The organism is Acinetobacter sp. GD03645 (assembly GCF_029845285.1).
GTDB classification, from domain to species: Bacteria; Pseudomonadota; Gammaproteobacteria; order Pseudomonadales; family Moraxellaceae; genus Acinetobacter; species Acinetobacter corruptisaponis.
On the sequence record NZ_JAOCLL010000013.1, the window covers coordinates 14,648 to 32,787 of the forward strand.

The following is an 18,140-nucleotide window of genomic DNA, read 5'->3' on the forward strand; positions in this document are numbered from 1 at the left end:
GGAGGAGGATTAATTTTTTATGAGTTGCTTCAAACAGGTGAATTAACCTAAAAACCAGACTCTTTGTGGTACAGGTCTTGCCACCGTCTGTTCTGGCTGTTCGACCAAGGGAACAGGTGCTTTAACAATATTGAGAGACTGGGTGAGGTGATTTACATGACCTTGCAACTCCGTATCGTCTATCGTTTTGGCGTAGTCAATCAAATGCTGGGCATATTCCTGATTTTCCACCATATAAAGAACATCGACCACACGGCCAGTGACCCGTCTTAAACGCACATAAAATTGCGTAACAGCTGCAAAAACATCCGTATCGGTTGAATCCAAAATCATTTTTTTCTCCATCATATTCTGTTTTTCATCAATCTTGTTATCACTTCCAAAGTGCACGCCTTACCCCTAATCCTGCTCAGCCTATTATCCACCTTGAAAGAATCTGTCTTCATTGTATTGAATACTATGGTGATTTTAATGATCCAACAGCATAATCCATATTGGACAAAAGTCGATTTTTAGCCTGCCTCTTAACATCTGCACAATGAGTTCCTCATACTTTTATGCTATAACGCTATTTATTTGCGCTCTTTAGGAAAATTCCATGTCTGAAAAACTCTGCCCTGAAACATCTCCCTGGGGTTGGAAAGCCCTGATCATCACCTGTATTTTAAGTTTTATTTTTATGGTGGTTTTCTACCTTGCCATGAATAATGAAGCGGACTATATGCCAATGAACCAGAAGAAAGCAGCAGCCCAGGCTGAAATGTCACAGTCGTCCATGACCACCGAAACAGGCAATACTGAAACACATCAGCACCAGCACTAAAGTGTTATTGTTGCTCATGATGAATCCGTGTTAAACAGGGATTCATCATGATATTCGAGATGTTCAATGCTTCAGCAAAATCGTCAGGCACTGGTCGTTGAAGGTGGTGGAATGCGTGGTGCATTCACCAGCGGTGTTCTGGATGCATTTTTACAGCAACAATTTAATCCCTTTGACCTCTGTGTCGGTGTCTCCTCAGGTTCTACCAATGTTGCCAACTACCTCGCCGCACAACAGGGCCGCACCCTGCAAATCTATCTAGATCACTCACTTCGCCCTGAATTTATCCATTATGGCCGCTTTTTTAAAGGTGGCGACCTGCTCGACTTAAAATGGATGTGGGATGTCGTTGAACAGGAACATCCGCTCAATCAGGCACATTTATTTGCCAATCATCCAGAGTTTTATATGGTGCTCACCCATGCCATTTCAGGTGAGGCAACCTATATCAAGGCCTCTAAGGACAATATCCTCGATGGATTGAGGGCATCCAGTTCCATTCCTGTGCTGACCCGACAGGCAGTTGACATATTTGGTGAACCCTACTTTGATGGTGGTGTAGCGGATGCATTGCCCGTGCACTGGGCAGCACAGCAGCATGAGGTTTGCAAACTGATGGTGCTACGGACACGCCCGCAAAATTATCACAAGGCCAGCAGCAAAGGTGACCAGCTCCTTGCCAGATACCTGTTTAAGCAGCAACGTGGTTTTGCTCAAAGCTTATTAACCAGAACACAACGCTATAACGATTCCATCGAATTTGTACGCTCACCAGCAGAGCAGAAAATTCTGGAGGTTTGCCCCCCTGATTTAAAAAACATGGCTGGGCGACTCTCCAAGAACAGAGCGAAAATACGTTATAGCTATGATGTGGGTCTGGAAACTGGATTAAAGACAATTGAGGACTGGTACAAGCTTTAATTCACCATAAACAATTCTGCGTTTTCACTTGGCAACCTAGGCTAAAAAGGCGCAGAATCTGGTTTTATTTTTTGTTTATTTTTGGAATTTGTTATGAGTAATCAGCCATCTCCACAAAAAGATTCAAGTGAAACCGTATTGGGATGGAAGTTTGTCATCATTGTGGGTGTACTCAGCACCATTTTCCTCACTTTTTTCTATTTGGCGATGAGCCAGGAACCTGACTATATGCCAGGTGCGCAACGTAAGGCACAGCAACAAAAACAACAGGCTCAAAACACTTCCCCCGCTTCAGAAGTGGTTGAACAATCCCATCAGCATCACGAATGATTGAATTGGGCTAGCATACCTAAAATTTGATACCAGAAATTATAGAGTTTAAGTTCAATCCATTAATCTATAACATTTATTGTATAAGTGGCATCATCATTTCAATATGCGGAATGCCACATTCATCATACGGATCGCCTTGTGTGACAAAACCAAGTTTTTCATAAAATGAAATGGCATGAACCTGTGATGACAGTTTAAGGAATGGATAGTGTTGCTGTTGTGCATGCTCAATAATTTCCAACATGATCAACCGTCCAATGCCCTGCCCACGATATTTTTGGATGACCGCCACACGCCCAACACTGTTGTCTTGCAATAGACGCGCTGTGGCTATAGGTTGATCATGATCATACACCACAAAATGCTTTGAAATGGCATCCTGATCATCCCACTCATCCTGTTCAGGAATATTTTGTTCAACAATAAACACCAATTCCCGAATCAGTCTGGCATCCTGCCGTAATTGATCCCAACGTCCATGTTTGACCTGATACATACAATCCCCAGACTCGATTAACATTTGCAGCCAATATTTTCGACTGGCATTTGATCCTGCAACAACAATTCCAGACTTTGTTTTTCAATGCCATACATGGCTTTTAAGGCCTGAATCTGCTGCATGATGTTTGGGTCAGGCTGTTGAATATCCTTGCGCTTGGTTGCCAGAATCATCTTGTTTTTGCTGGTATGTTCCAATGCCACAAATTCAAATACCTTAGTTTCATAACCGTATGCCTTGAGCAATAAGGCTCGTAGGGTATCGGTCAGCATTTCTGCCTGCTGGCCTGCATGAATCCCAAACTGGAGCATAGGTTGTAATACGTCTGGGCTCTTGAGTTGTGGCCTTAATTCTTTATGGCAACACGGCGCACACATAATCATGGAAGCATTGAGACGAATCCCAGTATGAATGGCAAAGTCAGTTGCGATATCACAGGCATGCAGGGCAATCATCACATCCAAGTCACTCGAACGAGGTTCTCGTCTTGCGCTCGGATGAAGCGATGCTTCATTTAATCCTCGCTCATCAGGTTGATAACTGCGTACATCACCCTCAAAAAAATCGAGATGATGAAATCCGACCTGATCAGCCACATTTTGGCAGAACTCCACCAGATTTGAACGTAGTTCAACGCCAGTAATCAATGGTATTTTATGTTGCGCCTGCAAGTAATCATACAAGGCAAAGGTTAAATAGCCCTTGCCTGAACCAAAATCGACAATGTTCAACTCTTGCTGTGAGGCATCAATCTGTTCATAGGCACTGGAAAAGATTTCAATGAACTTATTAATCTGTTTCCATTTACGCGCCATACTTGGAATGATCTGCCCTTTTTCATCGGTAATGCCTAGATGTTTCAGGAATGGGCTGTGTTGTTGTACATAACGCTGCTTTTCACGGTTATGCTGATGTTGTTCCACTTTTATTGCAGAAGCCTGTTTTTTCTGGATATTGAGCATGGCTTTCTTTTTATTTTTCTTCAGTTGAATATCCTGATTGAGTGTAAATAAATTTGCCTGTTTAGACAGGTTCAATAGCTCAGCAATTTTCTCCAGCCCCTCATCCATTACATAGTTTTTGGTGATGTCCTGAGTGGTGTGGTGATACAGGCAAGTCAAGGTTGGCTGTCCCTGCAACTCAATCATGCGAAAAGTCATCTTTTCCAGATCTGCCAGTTCACCCTTGTACTGACTAAGAATCAGCCGTTCAAAGCTTTTATTTTCAATAGATTGCTGGATATCCAAGAAAAACTGCTGTTCCTGTTCAAAAGAAAATTTCGGCGCAAACATAGTGAAAACCTGACAAATGGAAACTAAATTTTAAAGCGTCTTACTTTAAAAGGGAAATTGCATTACGATACATTTGTATTTTTATTCAGATGAGCTGTGAATGGCTTCAACCTCCCCACTCGATTATGATCCCCAGGAAGAACTGATCAATGCCTATAGTCATGGCTTGGGTGCCGTACTGGCATTGATTGCTACCATTTTTCTGATTGTGAAAGGCTATGGTTTACCTTTGGGACAATGGATCAGCTTATGGGTCTATGGTCTGAGTCTGGTGTTATTGCTCAGCAGTTCCATGTTGTATCACTTTGCCCAAGACGAACGTAAACGTTATTGGTATAAAAAGCTCGATCATACTGCCATTTATTATTTAATTGCAGGGACTTACACGCCTTTTCTCAGCATTGCCATTCCAACGGCAAAGGCACACGACCTACTGATTGCCCTCTGGGTCATTGCATTGATTGGAACACTGTTTAAGCTGGTGTTTATTCACCGTTTCCAGAAAGTGTCTCTTGCGGCCTATCTGGTGATGGGCTGGTTGGCGGTTTTGGTCATGGACGATATGCAACGTTATCTTGCGAAAGGCGCAATACAACTGTTAGTCGCAGGCGGACTCGCCTATACGGTCGGCACATTGTTTTATGCCTTAAAAAAGGTAAGATATACCCACGCAATTTGGCATGTTTTTGTGCTATTAGGGGCAGGTTTACACTTTTTAGCGATCTATTGCTATGTATTATAAATCCATGCATCGCAGGCAGCTTGCTGGGTAAATTCCGCATTCAAAAGAAATTTTCAGGAAAGGTTTTACTGTTTCCTGAATAAATCACATTAAGGTTCTGTATGTCGTCAAACGCTACGACTGTCACCACTGAAGTGGCCAGTAATTCAAAGGTACGGGTATTATTTGCCAGTCTGGTGGGTACTACGATTGAGTTTTTCGACTTTTATATCTACGCCACAGCGGCAGTCCTGATTTTCCCCCATTTATTTTTTCCTGAGAGCAGTGATGGTGCTGCGGTACTCAAATCACTGGCAACCTTTGCCATCGCCTTTATTGCCCGCCCAATTGGTGCGGCGATTTTTGGACATCTGGGTGATCGAATTGGACGTAAAGCCACACTGGTTGCCGCCCTACTCACCATGGGAATTTCCACTGTCTGTATCGGGCTGCTTCCGACATATGCCCAGATTGGCATTATTGCCCCATTGCTACTCGCCTTATGCCGTTTAGGACAAGGTTTAGGCTTGGGTGGTGAATGGAGTGGCGCGGTTTTACTTGCCACTGAAAATGCTCCAGAGGGTAAACGTGCATGGTATGGCATGTTCCCACAACTTGGCGCACCGATTGGCTTTATTCTGGCAACAGGTTCATTCCTCCTGCTGAATGCCTTTATGTCTGAACAGGCCTTTATGACATGGGGCTGGCGGATTCCATTTATCTCCAGTGCAATTCTGGTGTTGGTCGGTTTGTATATCCGTTTAAAACTGCATGAAACTCCTGCTTTCCAGAAAGTGTTGAATAAGCAGAAAGAGGTCAATGTCCCTTTCAAGGAAGTTATGACCAAGCATTTCCCGATGTTGGTATTGGGCACCATTGCCGCAATCTGTACCTTTGTGGTGTTCTATCTCACTACCGTGTTCGCGTTGAACTGGGGAACCTCCAAGCTGGGTTATGCGCGCGGTGATTTTCTTGGCTTGCAGTTGATTGCCACGCTATGCTTTGCAGCATTTATTCCACTGTCTGCGATTTTTGCAGAGAAGTTTGGCCGCAAAAATACCTCGATTGCTGTCTGCGTACTTTCAGCACTGTTCGGATTATGCTTTGCACCACTACTAGGTTCAGGCAACCCAATACTGGTGTTCCTGTTCCTCTGTATTGGCCTTTCCATCATGGGACTGACTTATGGCCCAATTGGCACTGTACTTTCTGAAATTTTCCCAACCTCAGTACGCTACACAGGTTCAGCCTTGACATTCAATTTGGCAGGTATTTTCGGTGCGTCTTTTGCCCCTTATATCGCCACCAAACTGGCAGAAAACTATGGTCTGGGTGCCGTTGGTTTATATCTCAGTTTGGCATCCATTCTCTCTTTAATCGCATTTTTACTGATTCGTGAAACCAAGCATGATGATGTAAACAACCAGATTTAAATCTCATTTTCCAGATGATCCAAAAATAAAAAAACTGGATCATCTGGAATACCATTTATCGGGCAATACCCAAGCCCTCCCCGTTAAATAGATCGCAACATTTTCCAAAATATTTTTTATGGTAAAATTACCGCTTCCATTTTTTTAGACGATTGTGTTATGTACGCAGTGATTATCGTTGCCGTATTTTTGCTCAGCTTCTTATATACCTATTATCGCGGTAAAGAACGCTTAAAAGCCTCCAGACAATTATTTGATCATTCCACGTTTCTGGCACCCGTCAATATGTTTATGACTGGCTTCTCAAAGCTCCCAAACCAACCATTCTTTGATGTGGCACAGTTCCCAGAACTCAAGCCATTGCAGGATAACTGGCAGGTGATTCGTGAGGAAGCCATTCAACTCCAAAGCCAGATTAAGGCGGCGGAAAAAAATAATGATGCGGGTTTTAACACATTCTTTAAACGTGGCTGGAAACGTTTCTACTTAAAATGGTATCAGGACAGCCACCCATCGGCGCAGCAACTTTGTCCTAAAACAGTGGCATTACTGGAAAGTATTCCCTCTGTCAAAGCTGCCATGTTTACTGAGTTACCATCAGGAAGTTATTTAGGCAAACACCGCGACCCTTATGCAGGTTCAGTTCGTTATCATTTAGGTTTAGTCACACCAAATAGCGATGACTGCTTCATTGAGGTCGATCAGGAACGTTATAGCTGGAGAGATGGTGAAGCCACCGTTTTTGATGAAACCTATGTGCATTGGGCGCATAACCAGACTGATCAAACCCGTATTATCCTGTTCTGTGACATCGAACGTCCGATGAAATGGGGCTGGGCACAACGTTTCAACCACTGGTTTGGACGAAATGTCATGTCTGCGGCAAGCTCGCCAAATGATGATCAGGACAAAACTGGCTTTATCAATCGCATCTTTAAATACGGCTATGCGGTACACCATTATGGTCGTGGCTTAAAGCAACGTAACCGTCATCTATACTATGTATCTAAATGGCTGCTGTTTGGCATGATTATTGGACTCATCTTACTGCCAAGCTTTTTATAAAGGCTGGTCTCATATTTACTTATGCAACACTCAACCTTGAATCAGGATTTTCAACAGTAAAGATAAATTCCTTATCAAAGGTTGGGTAACAATGGTTGATTCCATTCAAAAATAATAAATTTTATAAATGGGCATCACCTCAATTCTCTTGCGGGGCTGCAAGCTAAATGAGGTGATGTCCTTGCTATTTTCATTATCTAAAAAGTTAGGATTTTCATCTGAAAGCGTAAAAGTAATTAATATAAGTGATATACAAACAGCGCATAATTCTATATATAAACCCGTGTTTCAAGACTCAAAAATACTCAGTATGAGTGATATACATCAAAATAATAATTCTATAATTTACAAATCCTTATAGTGCTATTTACCATAAAGGATGATGACATGAATAGATTTACCCACCATTTTTTCTCAAAAACAGTGGTGGCAACACTGATTGCCACTTCACTGTCTGCATGTCATCAGGATAACGATGATGATAGTCCAACTGTTATAGAACCAGTGAAAACCGTACAAACGCTCAGGGGTGAAATTACACTGGCGAAACCATCCACAGATACCCAGTTTAAGGTGTTCAGTGGAACAACCGAAGTTGCCAACAGTAAAAGCTTTAATAACGGCAATTTTTTAGTCGAGACCCTGCCTGTTACAGAACAACAATTAAAGCAGCTACGTATTGAAAGTAAGGCCTGTACTGACACATTAGTGGAACTCAGTTGTGCGATATTATCAACGTCCGTTACACCTAAGCAATTGAACAGCATCATTCAGGTTGATGTTCGTTCTACGCTGGTAGATCGTTTAGTCCAGCAAAAAAACCTGTCTTTGGCTGATGCGGAAAAACGGGTTTCGTATTATTTAATGCTACCTGAAGACTTAAGCTCACAGGACGGGGTTGATCCGAACCTGTTTAATGCAGCCCGTTTTGTCTCAGACCATCTCATCGAAGCCAATAAAGTAGGCATTGGCCTTGATGCCCAAATCAATAAAACGGTTGATCAAATCGCGGCTGATGCCACTTTACAGCACCCATATAAACCGCTACTTGGACTAAATCCTTTGGTGAAAGGCATTGGTATCGAGTTGGCAAAAGGTGCTGTTGGTGCGATTGGTGGCGAGCTTATGGGTAAAGCCCTCAGTTTTATGGGGCTGGGAAGTGATTTTGAGGCATCGGAACGCCATAATGAAATCATGGCACAATTGGGTCAGGTGAACCAGAAACTGGATGTGATGAGTAACCAGATCAACCAGATTCAAAGTGGCGTTCAGGAAACTTTACGACAAATCGAAAAAATTGATGTGAAGCTGGAAAGTGCTGCCCAACAGCAACGTATTCAGCAATTACTGACTCAAACCACTGCATTATCAGAATATGTGGAACAGGTTAAAATTATTCTGTTTGATTTACAAAATGCACATCAATTGCCATCTTCGTTACAACCCAATGAGCGTAAACGACTGAAAACTGCCATTGAAAACCTGATGACCAAGCGTACCCTCGTCTCTTCTACCTTGAATGGAACTGTGGGTAATGCATCGATGATTGAAAACCTGATCAATGTGCAATTTCCACAAAGTTCAGATCTCAATAAAACCGTGTTCTTTGGTCCAAAAGTGATTACCGCCATTCAAAATCATGTTCAATATTATGATGATATCAATACAATGGCATATTATCTCTTTATGGAATATTACAATGCGCTGGATCAGGAAAATAATATCCCCGCACAGGATTGTCCAGATACGCTGTCCTCATCCGTGACCTATAAACGTCAGTGTGTTTTATTTCATGAACTGAAAACAGCCCGTAATAACTATCTGGCACTTGCACCACAGGCTGAATTGCCAGTATCGAGTATGTTTATCAATGTCTATCAAGCCTATCGCAAGGATATTTTGCCTTATGTCATCTATCCAGTCGGTGACTTTAACTACATTCAATTTAATAATAATACAGGAACAACACAAGCCGTACTCAGCAGATTGACCGAGAACCTCAGCCTACCCTCCACGACTCGTAATGAAGTATTGGGTTTAACCAACTGGATGTATATGGAAAATTCGATATGGAATGGATTATTTGGTAGTCCTGCTTTTAATAAAGGTACAGTAAAAGATGTTGCTGTGGCGAATGGTGCACCTGCATCCGCATTTGTCACAGCGACTGGTGATTATGCGGTTTGGGTGAATGATCCAAGTGGTCAAACTCGCTGGTCACGTCGTTTAACCACGACCAATGCAGTAGAAAATAACTTTGATAATGCCAAGTTTGTAGTTTTAGGACAGCTTAAAAATATCAGTGAAGTGGAAAAATACATGGGTAAAGTGATTGCCAATCGCTTTAAATAATCTGAACCAACCTTTAAGAACAGGAAACAATAAACTGTTTTACTCGCTCCAATAAAATGACCGTAATATGATAATTAAGTCCTATTGCGGTTTTTTATTGAATCTTTTATGGCGTGTATCGCTATCACTCAAATAAGTGATTTTAACTATAAATATAGGCCTCTGATCATAAAAGTATCGTATATAAAACATATGAATCACTTATTTAAGTGATGGTCAATTTATATGGCTGTTCTCTATACTACAGCATAGATTGAAAATCATAGAACAGAAGACAATGTCGCATTTAGAACTGATTTTACCAACACCTGTATTGGTGCTTGAAGATGATCCTGTTATGCAGCGCAGATTGTCCTACTTGCTATTGTCTGTTGGTTATTCACTGGATAGCGTCTTTTTTAGTACCACCATTGCAGATGCCAAAGTGTTGTTTGGACAGCATGAGATTGGTTTTTGTATTGTTGATTTAGGCTTGCCTGATGGACATGGTCGGGAACTGATTCAACATGTGCGTTATCATGATACTGAGATTCCCATTCTTGTCATTTCTGCATGGAATACGCAATCCGATATTTTGTTGGCAATTCAGGCAGGTGCAACAGGTTATCTGCTTAAGGAACGTGATGACTTTGAACTGACCCTATTATTACGCAGTATCTTCAAGGGTGGTTCTCCGATTGACCCGTTTGTTGCACAGCAGATTTTATCGCAAATCAAGTTGACACCATCAGACCAAGATCCCTTGTCAGAACAGGAACTGTTACTCTCTAGCCGAGAACTGGAAATTCTGGAATGGGTGGCAAAGGGACTGACCAATAAAGCCATTGCCAAGCAGATTAACTTGTCTCCTCATACAGTAAATTCCCACATTCAACATATTTATCGGAAACTTGCCGTATGTACCCGAACCGAGGCAATAGATACCGCTCGCTCTTTAAGGCTGCTTTAGCGTTTTGCTGTGCTGTTATTATCCTGTTCAGTGGTTTAACTGTTAGCTCTTATGCTTCAACAGGATGTACTGCCGAAATTCGACATATTCAGGTTGTCCAAGCCACAAGTGAACCCTCGCAAGTTCCACAAAAAGGCTGGCAAAAAGTTCAGTTACCTGACCATTGGCAGAAACGCTGGAAAAATTATGATGGTCATGTCTGGTATCGCATCAGTTGGGATTATCTTTGTCCGACCAGTCAACGTAGCTCGATTGCCCTAGCTGTTCATTCCATCAATATGGCAGGGCAAGTTTATCTGAACCAGCAACTCATCTGGCAAGACCAGTCACTGCAAGAACCCCTGTCCCGTAGCTGGAATATGCCCCGTTACTGGGTTTTTCCTGCCGCCGCTTTACATCAAGGACAGAATACAATTTTAATTCGGGTGACAGGTATCGCAGCACAGTCACCTGGCTTGGGGAAAATTTATCTAGGTCAACCTGACTTGGCTTTCCAGCACTATCAACAACAATGGTGGTATCAACGCTTTTCTCATTTGGTTCGGCTGATTTGTTCCATTACACTGGGTATTTTATGCTTTTCCATCTGGATATTACGGCGGCAGGAAACAGCCTTTGGCTGGTTTGCCCTTGCCTGTGCGTTTTGGTCAATATTTACCTATTATCTGCTTAGTACTGACCCTGCCCCTTTTATTCATACCTTTGATGTGGCTCGGGCAAACATCATGTTTTTGCTGTGCTATGTGGTGTGCTTTATTATTTACACATGGCGTTTTTCAGGTAAGACCTACCCTAAACTTGAAAAGTTTATCTGGCTCAGTGTGGTTATTTTTGCTGTGCTGGTGCTGGTCTTGCCAGTCCAGCAACAGGATTGGATATTAAAAATTGTCCTGATCTACACCATATTGGGTTTTATCCTAAACTGCCTAATTTATCCCTATATTGTTTATCACTCCAAACAAATCGAGCAATATTTACTCGCATTATGCTTGGTCCTATATTTACTACTGGGGTTATATAATCTAATTTTATTCTTAAAACACAGTGAAATAAATTATTTTACCGTCATTTATACCACACCCGTTACTGTCATCTTTATTTCCGTTACACTGGCCATGCGTCTAGTGCGCAATATGAAGCTGATTGAAGCATTCAATGAAACACTTGAACAAAAAGTCATAACGGTCAAGGCTGAACTCAATGATTCCCTCAGTACCCAGCATCAGCTTGAATTGACCAATATCAAACTACAGGAACGAATCAATCTTGCCCATGATCTACATGACAGTTTGGGAGGTGCATTGGTGCGTTCCATCGCCATGATCGATCAAAGCCACAGTAACCTTAGCAATCAACAATTTGTATCTATTTTAAAATTATTACGTGATGATTTAAGGCAGGTGATTGATCATGGTTCAAGTAATGGGGTTAAGGTTCCTGAATCCCCTGTTTTATGGGGTGCACCTATACGCCATCGTTTTGATCAGTTATTTGAGGAATTAGACATTCATTCTGAATGGTATTTTCCTGAACAATGGGAATTCCAGCCCACGCCATTAGAATGCCTCACTCTTTTAAGAATTGCCGAAGAGGCACTCACCAATATTATTAAGCACAGTCAGGCAAAAAATGTAGCCATCAAATTATGCTTTTTGGGACAACAACTGATTCTAAAAATTGAGGATGATGGAATTGGCTTTGATGTTGATGCGGTTAAACAGTCAGGAATAAGTATTGGTATGCAAAGTATGCACATGAGAATGGAACAATTGAATGGTCAGTTTAGCATCCACTCTCAATCAGGATACACCTGTTTATCTGTCTGTGTGAGCAGAATTATTTAAAGGGAAGAAACATAGCTTTATATTTCTTCCCTAATCAAGCTTACTGTGCAGGTGTTGCACTGGCAGTTTGCGCCGCCATATCTGCCGCCTGAACCGCAGCCTCACCAATCAGGGCAATCTTGGCTTTTTCCTGACTTTTTGCCGAAAGTGCTGGATTTGATGCCACGATACGGTTGATATTGGCAGAGTTTGCAGGCGCAATCGCCGCAGTTTGTAAAACGATTGGACGATTGCCTGTATCACCCAAGGTATAACGAATTCCTGTGCGCGGGCTGATAATGGTGGTGACATCACGCTTTACCTGTGCCTCTGCGGTGGTGTTGCCCTGTGCAGCAAGTACCTTGTCCACAGTGGTTGTTTGTGGTGCGTCTTCCGCAACTGCAAAACCAGAGACTGCCGCACTTGCCAAAATCAAAAGTTGTAATGTTTTTTTCATTGCTTTCCCGCTTTTAATACACATTCAATCAAGAATAATAATCCCAATAATCTAACTATAAAGCCAGCTGTGACTCAAGTTACTTCTCGTAAAAAAAGCAAGACTTGAGTCCTGCTTTTCATCACAACTAAAAATCAGCCTAAAACTAGATTTTACCGTGACATTGCTTATATTTTAAGCCAGAACCACATGGACATGGTGCGTTACGGCTTTCTGGAACTGCGAACTGGGCATTTGCCAATGAACGGTCTGGTTCTTCAGAAATGGTCACTTCACCTGTTAGGCCATCAACATCATCATGTTCAAAAGAAAGACGCATTGATTCGGCCTGACGCTGCTGTTGAGCCTCTAACTCAGCCAGTTCTTCAGCGGTCGGAACATGGACACGGGATAAATCCGTCACCACGTCAGACTTGATAATACCTAGCATATTCACAAACAGGTTGAATGCCTCTTTCTTATATTCCTGCTCAGGATTTTTCTGTGCATAGCCACGTAAATGGATACCCTGACGCAAGTAGTCCATCGCTGCCAAGTGGTCTTTCCAGTGACGATCCAGTGAGTTCAACATAAAGTGACGCTCAAGCATCACCGCCGACTCATCCCCCATCTGTTCACGACGCTGACGATAACGCTTAATTACCTCATCAGAGATACGCTCAATCAGTCCCTCTTCATCCAGACGACGGTCTTGGTCAAGCCATTGCTGTACAGGAAGCTCAATGCCTAAATCGGTACGCAGGGCATTTTCCAAGCCAGCTATGTCCCACTGGTCATGAATCGACTCTGGTGGAATAAAGTTCGCAATCAGGCCTTTCACCACTTCATGGTGCATTTCCTCAATGTAGGCCTGTAGCGTGCTTTCCGCCAGAACCTCATCACGCTGCGAATAAATAATCTTACGCTGCTCGTTATTGACATCATCATACTTCAACAGATTCTTACGAATATCGAAGTTACGTGCCTCAACCTTGCGCTGTGCATTTTCAATTGAACGGCTCACCATCTTGTGCTCAATGGCTTCATTTTCCTGCAAGCCCATTGCACGCATCATGGCAACCACACGGTCACCCGCAAAGATACGCATCAGGTCATCTTCAAGCGACAGATAGAAACGCGAAACACCAGGGTCACCCTGACGGCCCGCACGACCACGCAGCTGGTTATCAATACGGCGTGATTCATGGCGTTCAGAACCGATGATGTGCAGACCACCCGATGCCAGAACATCTTCATGGTCTTTTTCCCACTGTGCCTGCAAACGTGCTTCATCTTCAGGGGTTGGGTTTTCAATTTTCGCCAGCTTGGCTTTCCAGTTACCGCCGAGCAAGATATCCGTACCACGACCCGCCATGTTGGTGGCAATGGTCACCGCATTTGGACTACCCGCCTGTGCAATAATATCCGCCTCGCGCTCATGCTGTTTGGCGTTCAATACTTCATGGTGAATCCCAGCCTGCAACAGTTTGGCAGACAGGATTTCACTGGCCTCAATGGTGGCTGTACCAATCAGGATTGGCGCAACACCCTGCTGACGGATATTGGTGATTTCCTCGATAATGGCACTGTATTTGCCATTACGGTTTAAATAAATCAGGTCATTATGGTCCTGGCGCACCATTGGACGGTGCGTTGGAATAATCACCACATCCAGACCATAGATTTCCTTCATTTCCGCTGCTTCAGTATCGGCAGTACCCGTCATCCCTGAAAGCTTTTTATACAGACGGAAATAGTTCTGGAATGTTGTGGTTGCAAGCGTCTGGTTCTCAGGTTGAATTTCCATGTTCTCTTTGGCTTCAACCGCCTGATGCAGGCCTTCCGACCAACGACGGCCAGGCATGGTACGACCCGTGCTCTCATCCACAATGATGACTTCTTCTTTTTGTGACTGTGGATTAATGCCAATGATGTAATGCACGTTCTTTTGATAGAGGTAATGTGCACGGATTGCGGCAGTCACATGGTGAACCAGATTCAGGTTTGCTGCTGAATACAGGCTTTCACCTTCAGCCAGCAGCCCCATGCGAATCAGTTCCTGTTCAACGGTTTCATAACCGATTTCAGTCATTTCAACTGAACGCTGTTTTTCATCGACCCAGAAATGTCCGCCATCAGCCACTTTTTCTTCTTTCTGTGGACGTAGTTGCGGAGGAATACTGTTGATCAACTGATAGAGATGGGAAGAATCTTCACTCTGTCCTGAAATGATCAATGGCGTACGCGCCTCATCAATCAGGATTGAATCCACTTCGTCAATGATGGCATAGCTGAGACCACGTTGTTTTTTCTCTTGCAGAGAAAACACCATGTTGTCACGAAGATAGTCGAAACCAAATTCGTTGTTGGTTCCGTAGGTAATGTCTGAATTATAGGCCTGTGCCTTTTCGGCAGGCATTTGCATGGAGTAAATTACCCCAATGCTTAAACCTAAAAACTCAAATAAAGGACGGTTTAACTCGGCATCACGTTGTGCCAGATAGTCGTTCACGGTAATGACGTGAACACCCTGACCACTCAAGGCATTAAGGTAACAGGCCAGTGTACCCATCAGGGTTTTACCCTCACCCGTACGCATCTCGGCAATCTTACCTTCATGCAGGGTGATACCACCAATCAACTGCACATCATAATGGCGCATACCCATGACACGCTTTGCTGCCTCACGGCACACCGCAAAGGCTTCAGGCAATAATTTATCTAAACTTTCACCGTTCTGAAAACGTTGTTTGAATTCTGGAGTTTTTGCAGAGAGGTCTGCATCGCCAAGAGCAGATATCGTCGGTTCCAGCGCATTGATTTGTTCAACAATTTTGCGCATGCGTTTGAGTTCACGCTCATTTTTAGTACCGAAGATACCTCCGATCAGACTTGCCAACATGAATAAACTCTCTAATCCTGTTTGTTATAAGGTTTGTCGCAAAGATCAACAAACCCTAGGTCGGTTAATTTTTTCTTGGTTGTTATTATGGAGTCAGAAATAAGAACTACAAGTGCTTTGCATCCAAACAGGTAAAAAAATCTGCGAGGCGATTCTGACATGCATAACCAAAGAGCGTTAATGTAGCAAATTTGCATTTAAGTTACATCGATTTGCATGTGAAATTCTGATCATTTTTTTATCATCAACACCTCACCTATATATAAAAAACTTATAATCAAATAAAAAAACAATGATTTGATTCATATATAAATTGGCGCATAGTAAGAAGACACAGCATCAGATAAGCAGAATGAGGAGACCAAGAATGAGCTTACGTTTAGGTGATATAGCCCCAAATTTCCAACAAGAATCAAGCGAGGGCCTTATTGATTTTTATGAGTTTCTAGGGGGTGGCTGGGGAATCCTGTTTTCACACCCCGCAGATTATACGCCTGTCTGCACCACTGAGCTTGGTTATACCGCCAAGCTAAAAGATGAGTTTGCAAAACGTGGCGTCAAGGCAATTGCACTGTCTGTGGATGATGTTGAATCACATAAGGGCTGGATTCAGGACATTAACGAGACCCAGAACACTACAGTGAATTTCCCGATTATTGCGGATAAAGACCGTAAGGTGTCTGAGCTTTATGGTTTTATCCACCCAAATGCCAGCGAAACCTTGACTGTACGTTCACTGGTGATTATTGATCCGAACAAGAAAGTTCGTCTGATCATCACCTATCCTGCCTCAACAGGCCGCAACTTTAATGAAGTGTTGCGTGTGGTGGATTCACTACAACTGACTGACAAGCATAAAGTGGCGACACCTGCCAACTGGCAACAGGGTGAAGATGTGGTGATTGTGCCATCACTGAAAGATGAAGAGGAAATCAAGCAGCGCTTTCCTAAAGGTTATACAGCAGTGAAACCTTATTTAAGACTGACACCACAGCCTGAGCAAGATTGAAGCCGATTAAAGGCTTCAAGCGAAGCGCAAGACAAACGAAGCGCGTAACAATAAAGAATTTCCCCCTAAATTCAATGCAATTTAGGGGATTTTTAATCTTGGTATTTTTGAATCAATACGCTATAAGAATAATTCGACTCGAAACATAATAAAAAATCACCATGATCTATAATATCCATCACCTGCATTGCGGCAGCTTCTGCCCCGTTTGCGCCCCATTGTTTGGACAAAAAGGCTGGAAAGCCCATTTGGTCTGCCACTGTCTATTGATCGAGACTGATCGGGGTCTGGTTCTGATTGACACAGGTTTGGGCTTGCAGGATTATCTACATACTGAACAGCGCTTGGGCAAGCTGCTCAGCCGATTTGGACAGTTTGAATCCAACCTGAAACTCAGTGCCATCCAGCAGATCCAGCAACTTGGCTTTAGCCCCAACGATGTGAAATACATCTTTGTAACCCATCTTGATTTCGATCATGCTGGCGGTATTTCAGACTTTCCAAATGCCACTGTGCATGTATTGGCCTCTGAATTTAATGCCACCCAATCCCTTTCCGCCAAAGGAAAACTTCGCTATAAAACCGAACAGTTTAAACAGCACCGACACTGGAACTTTGCAGAACAGACTGATGGTGAGGCATGGTTTAACCTGCAAAAGGTCAAAGGCCTTCCCCTGTTTCAGGATGAAATTCTGATGGTTCCCCTCATCGGTCATACGCTTGGACATAGTGCGATTGCGGTCAAGAAACAGGATGGCTGGATTTTATTCTGTGGAGATGCCTATTTCTCACATCTCGAACTCAATCCTAAAAACAGGTTAAAGGCATTAGATTTAACAGAACGATTACTGGCTGAGGACAACCAGCAACGTTTACACAACCTGAAGCAATTACAATATCTGGCTCAACATGAACCGAGCATTGAGTTAATTTGTGCGCATGATCCAGTTGAATTCAATCGTTACCAATAATATGCACAAGACACTGATTACTGTTATTTTCATATCATCCCTAAGCTTGGGTGGTTGTATGAAACACTCAAGTCTGGAGGAGCATCAAAGGCCCCAGCATTGGGGAGTACTGATTTCAGATACACATAATTTTTACCAGATCAGTCCTGATGTTTTTCGCAGTGAACAACCCAGCAACCAGTTAATCCCTTTCCTGAAAAAACATCAAATTGGCACTGTCATCAACCTGCGCGCAAGAAATGAAGATGCCAAGGTTTTAAGGGATCAGCCATTTAATCTGGTGCATATTCCCATCAATACATGGTCGATTGATCGGAATGACTTGCTTGAAGCCATGCAGACCATTCAAACGGCGAAGCAACACAATCAGAAAGTTCTCGTACATTGTTATCATGGTTCTGACCGCACAGGTGCGACCATTGCCATGTATCGTATTATTTTCGAGAACTGGTCAATTGAGGATGCCGTTAAAGAGATGAAACAAGGCGGATATGGATTCCATATCATCTGGAAGAACATTGACCAGCTTTTTAGTCCTGAAAATGTAAAATGGATTCAACAGCAGTTGTTGAATCCATCCAAATAAAGAACCTGTGTAAATAATGCAATCA

17 protein-coding genes are annotated in these 18,140 nt (G+C 42.9%); 12 read left to right on the plus strand and 5 right to left on the minus strand.

The features are described from left to right. Window positions 1–42: 42 nt before the first annotated feature. Window positions 43–333 (minus strand): hypothetical protein, encoded by a 291-nt coding sequence (locus N5J47_RS11590; protein ID WP_279960204.1) that lies wholly within the window; start codon window positions 331–333, stop codon window positions 43–45. A gap of 265 nt (window positions 334–598) precedes the next feature. On the opposite strand from N5J47_RS11590, the gene N5J47_RS11595 reads away from it, so the two are divergent. From N5J47_RS11595 to N5J47_RS11605, 3 genes are all read left to right on the plus strand, one after another. After that, window positions 599–823, plus strand: a complete 225-nt coding sequence (locus tag N5J47_RS11595) for a hypothetical protein (protein WP_267981920.1) — start codon at window positions 599–601, stop codon at window positions 821–823. A gap of 66 nt (window positions 824–889) precedes the next feature. Further along, window positions 890–1,744 (plus strand): patatin family protein, encoded by an 855-nt coding sequence (locus tag N5J47_RS11600; protein WP_279960191.1) that lies wholly within the window; start codon window positions 890–892, stop codon window positions 1,742–1,744. A 93-nt stretch (window positions 1,745–1,837) separates the two neighbouring features. After that, window positions 1,838–2,074 carry a hypothetical protein gene (locus N5J47_RS11605; protein ID WP_279960190.1) on the plus strand — a complete coding sequence of 79 codons (237 nt, stop codon included), beginning with the start codon at window positions 1,838–1,840 and terminating at the stop codon, window positions 2,072–2,074. Between the two features lie 76 nt (window positions 2,075–2,150). On the opposite strand, the gene N5J47_RS11610 is transcribed toward N5J47_RS11605, so the two are convergent. After that, window positions 2,151–2,573, minus strand: coding sequence for a GNAT family N-acetyltransferase (locus tag N5J47_RS11610; RefSeq protein ID WP_279960189.1), 423 nt, complete (start codon window positions 2,571–2,573; stop codon window positions 2,151–2,153). Between the two features lie 17 nt (window positions 2,574–2,590). Continuing rightward, complete coding sequence (locus N5J47_RS11615; protein ID WP_279960188.1) at window positions 2,591–3,868, minus strand: SAM-dependent methyltransferase; 1,278 nt, start codon at window positions 3,866–3,868, stop codon at window positions 2,591–2,593. Window positions 3,869–3,968: 100 nt separating this feature from the next. On the opposite strand from N5J47_RS11615, the gene N5J47_RS11620 reads away from it, so the two are divergent. The 6 genes from N5J47_RS11620 to N5J47_RS11645 all read left to right on the plus strand — a co-directional run bounded on the left by N5J47_RS11620 (window position 3,969) and on the right by N5J47_RS11645 (window position 12,232). Beyond that, a complete protein-coding gene (locus N5J47_RS11620) occupies window positions 3,969–4,610 on the plus strand; it encodes a hemolysin III family protein (protein ID WP_279960187.1) in 642 nt (213 codons plus the stop codon). A 101-nt stretch (window positions 4,611–4,711) separates the two neighbouring features. Further along, window positions 4,712–6,022 carry an MFS transporter gene (locus N5J47_RS11625; RefSeq protein ID WP_279960186.1) on the plus strand — a complete coding sequence of 437 codons (1,311 nt, stop codon included), beginning with the start codon at window positions 4,712–4,714 and terminating at the stop codon, window positions 6,020–6,022. Between the two features lie 159 nt (window positions 6,023–6,181). Further along, window positions 6,182–7,087, plus strand: a complete 906-nt coding sequence (lpxO, locus tag N5J47_RS11630; protein WP_279960185.1) for a lipid A hydroxylase LpxO — start codon at window positions 6,182–6,184, stop codon at window positions 7,085–7,087. 387 nt (window positions 7,088–7,474) lie between these two features. Next, a complete protein-coding gene (locus N5J47_RS11635; protein WP_279960184.1) occupies window positions 7,475–9,439 on the plus strand; it encodes a hypothetical protein in 1,965 nt (654 codons plus the stop codon). A 277-nt stretch (window positions 9,440–9,716) separates the two neighbouring features. Next, a complete protein-coding gene (locus tag N5J47_RS11640; RefSeq protein WP_279960183.1) occupies window positions 9,717–10,388 on the plus strand; it encodes a response regulator transcription factor in 672 nt (223 codons plus the stop codon). Beyond that, window positions 10,337–12,232, plus strand: a complete 1,896-nt coding sequence (locus tag N5J47_RS11645; RefSeq protein ID WP_279960182.1) for an ATP-binding protein — start codon at window positions 10,337–10,339, stop codon at window positions 12,230–12,232. Before N5J47_RS11640 ends, N5J47_RS11645 begins: the two co-directional genes overlap by 52 nt. A 40-nt stretch (window positions 12,233–12,272) precedes the next feature. On the opposite strand, the gene N5J47_RS11650 is transcribed toward N5J47_RS11645, so the two are convergent. Next, the gene (locus N5J47_RS11650; protein WP_279960181.1) at window positions 12,273–12,668 is read right to left on the minus strand and encodes a hypothetical protein; all 396 of its coding nucleotides are present in this window, start codon (window positions 12,666–12,668) and stop codon (window positions 12,273–12,275) included. Between the two features lie 145 nt (window positions 12,669–12,813). Further along, window positions 12,814–15,549, minus strand: a complete 2,736-nt coding sequence (gene secA / locus N5J47_RS11655; protein WP_279960180.1) for a preprotein translocase subunit SecA — start codon at window positions 15,547–15,549, stop codon at window positions 12,814–12,816. Window positions 15,550–15,916: 367 nt separating this feature from the next. Here secA and N5J47_RS11660 point away from each other — a divergent pair, with 367 nt between their 5' ends. The 3 genes from N5J47_RS11660 to N5J47_RS11670 all read left to right on the plus strand — a co-directional run bounded on the left by N5J47_RS11660 (window position 15,917) and on the right by N5J47_RS11670 (window position 18,115). Further along, on the plus strand, window positions 15,917–16,558 hold the full coding sequence (locus N5J47_RS11660) for a peroxiredoxin (protein WP_279960179.1): 642 nt from the start codon (window positions 15,917–15,919) through the stop codon (window positions 16,556–16,558). 161 nt (window positions 16,559–16,719) lie between these two features. Then, window positions 16,720–17,529 (plus strand): MBL fold metallo-hydrolase, encoded by an 810-nt coding sequence (locus N5J47_RS11665; RefSeq protein WP_279960178.1) that lies wholly within the window; start codon window positions 16,720–16,722, stop codon window positions 17,527–17,529. A gap of 1 nt (window position 17,530) precedes the next feature. Further along, a complete protein-coding gene (locus N5J47_RS11670; protein WP_279960203.1) occupies window positions 17,531–18,115 on the plus strand; it encodes a dual specificity protein phosphatase family protein in 585 nt (194 codons plus the stop codon). Window positions 18,116–18,140 lie beyond the last annotated feature (25 nt).

Bases quoted from the DNA above. Each gene is read 5' to 3' on its own strand.
- N5J47_RS11625 (WP_279960186.1), top strand. From the start codon at position 4,712: ATGTCGTCAAACGCTACGACTGTCACCACTGAAGTGGCCAGTAATTCA.
- N5J47_RS11665 (WP_279960178.1), top strand. From the start codon at position 16,720: ATGATCTATAATATCCATCACCTGCATTGCGGCAGCTTCTGCCCCGTT.
- N5J47_RS11595 (WP_267981920.1), top strand. From the start codon at position 599: ATGTCTGAAAAACTCTGCCCTGAAACATCTCCCTGGGGTTGGAAAGCC.
- secA (WP_279960180.1), bottom strand. From the start codon at position 15,549: ATGTTGGCAAGTCTGATCGGAGGTATCTTCGGTACTAAAAATGAGCGT.
- N5J47_RS11640 (WP_279960183.1), top strand. From the start codon at position 9,717: ATGTCGCATTTAGAACTGATTTTACCAACACCTGTATTGGTGCTTGAA.
- N5J47_RS11605 (WP_279960190.1), top strand. From the start codon at position 1,838: ATGAGTAATCAGCCATCTCCACAAAAAGATTCAAGTGAAACCGTATTG.
- N5J47_RS11645 (WP_279960182.1), top strand. From the start codon at position 10,337: ATGTACCCGAACCGAGGCAATAGATACCGCTCGCTCTTTAAGGCTGCT.
- N5J47_RS11670 (WP_279960203.1), top strand. From the start codon at position 17,531: ATGCACAAGACACTGATTACTGTTATTTTCATATCATCCCTAAGCTTG.
- N5J47_RS11660 (WP_279960179.1), top strand. From the start codon at position 15,917: ATGAGCTTACGTTTAGGTGATATAGCCCCAAATTTCCAACAAGAATCA.
- N5J47_RS11610 (WP_279960189.1), bottom strand. From the start codon at position 2,573: ATGTATCAGGTCAAACATGGACGTTGGGATCAATTACGGCAGGATGCC.
- N5J47_RS11620 (WP_279960187.1), top strand. From the start codon at position 3,969: ATGGCTTCAACCTCCCCACTCGATTATGATCCCCAGGAAGAACTGATC.
- N5J47_RS11600 (WP_279960191.1), top strand. From the start codon at position 890: ATGCTTCAGCAAAATCGTCAGGCACTGGTCGTTGAAGGTGGTGGAATG.
- lpxO (WP_279960185.1), top strand. From the start codon at position 6,182: ATGTACGCAGTGATTATCGTTGCCGTATTTTTGCTCAGCTTCTTATAT.
- N5J47_RS11635 (WP_279960184.1), top strand. From the start codon at position 7,475: ATGAATAGATTTACCCACCATTTTTTCTCAAAAACAGTGGTGGCAACA.
- N5J47_RS11615 (WP_279960188.1), bottom strand. From the start codon at position 3,868: ATGTTTGCGCCGAAATTTTCTTTTGAACAGGAACAGCAGTTTTTCTTG.
- N5J47_RS11650 (WP_279960181.1), bottom strand. From the start codon at position 12,668: ATGAAAAAAACATTACAACTTTTGATTTTGGCAAGTGCGGCAGTCTCT.
- N5J47_RS11590 (WP_279960204.1), bottom strand. From the start codon at position 333: ATGATTTTGGATTCAACCGATACGGATGTTTTTGCAGCTGTTACGCAA.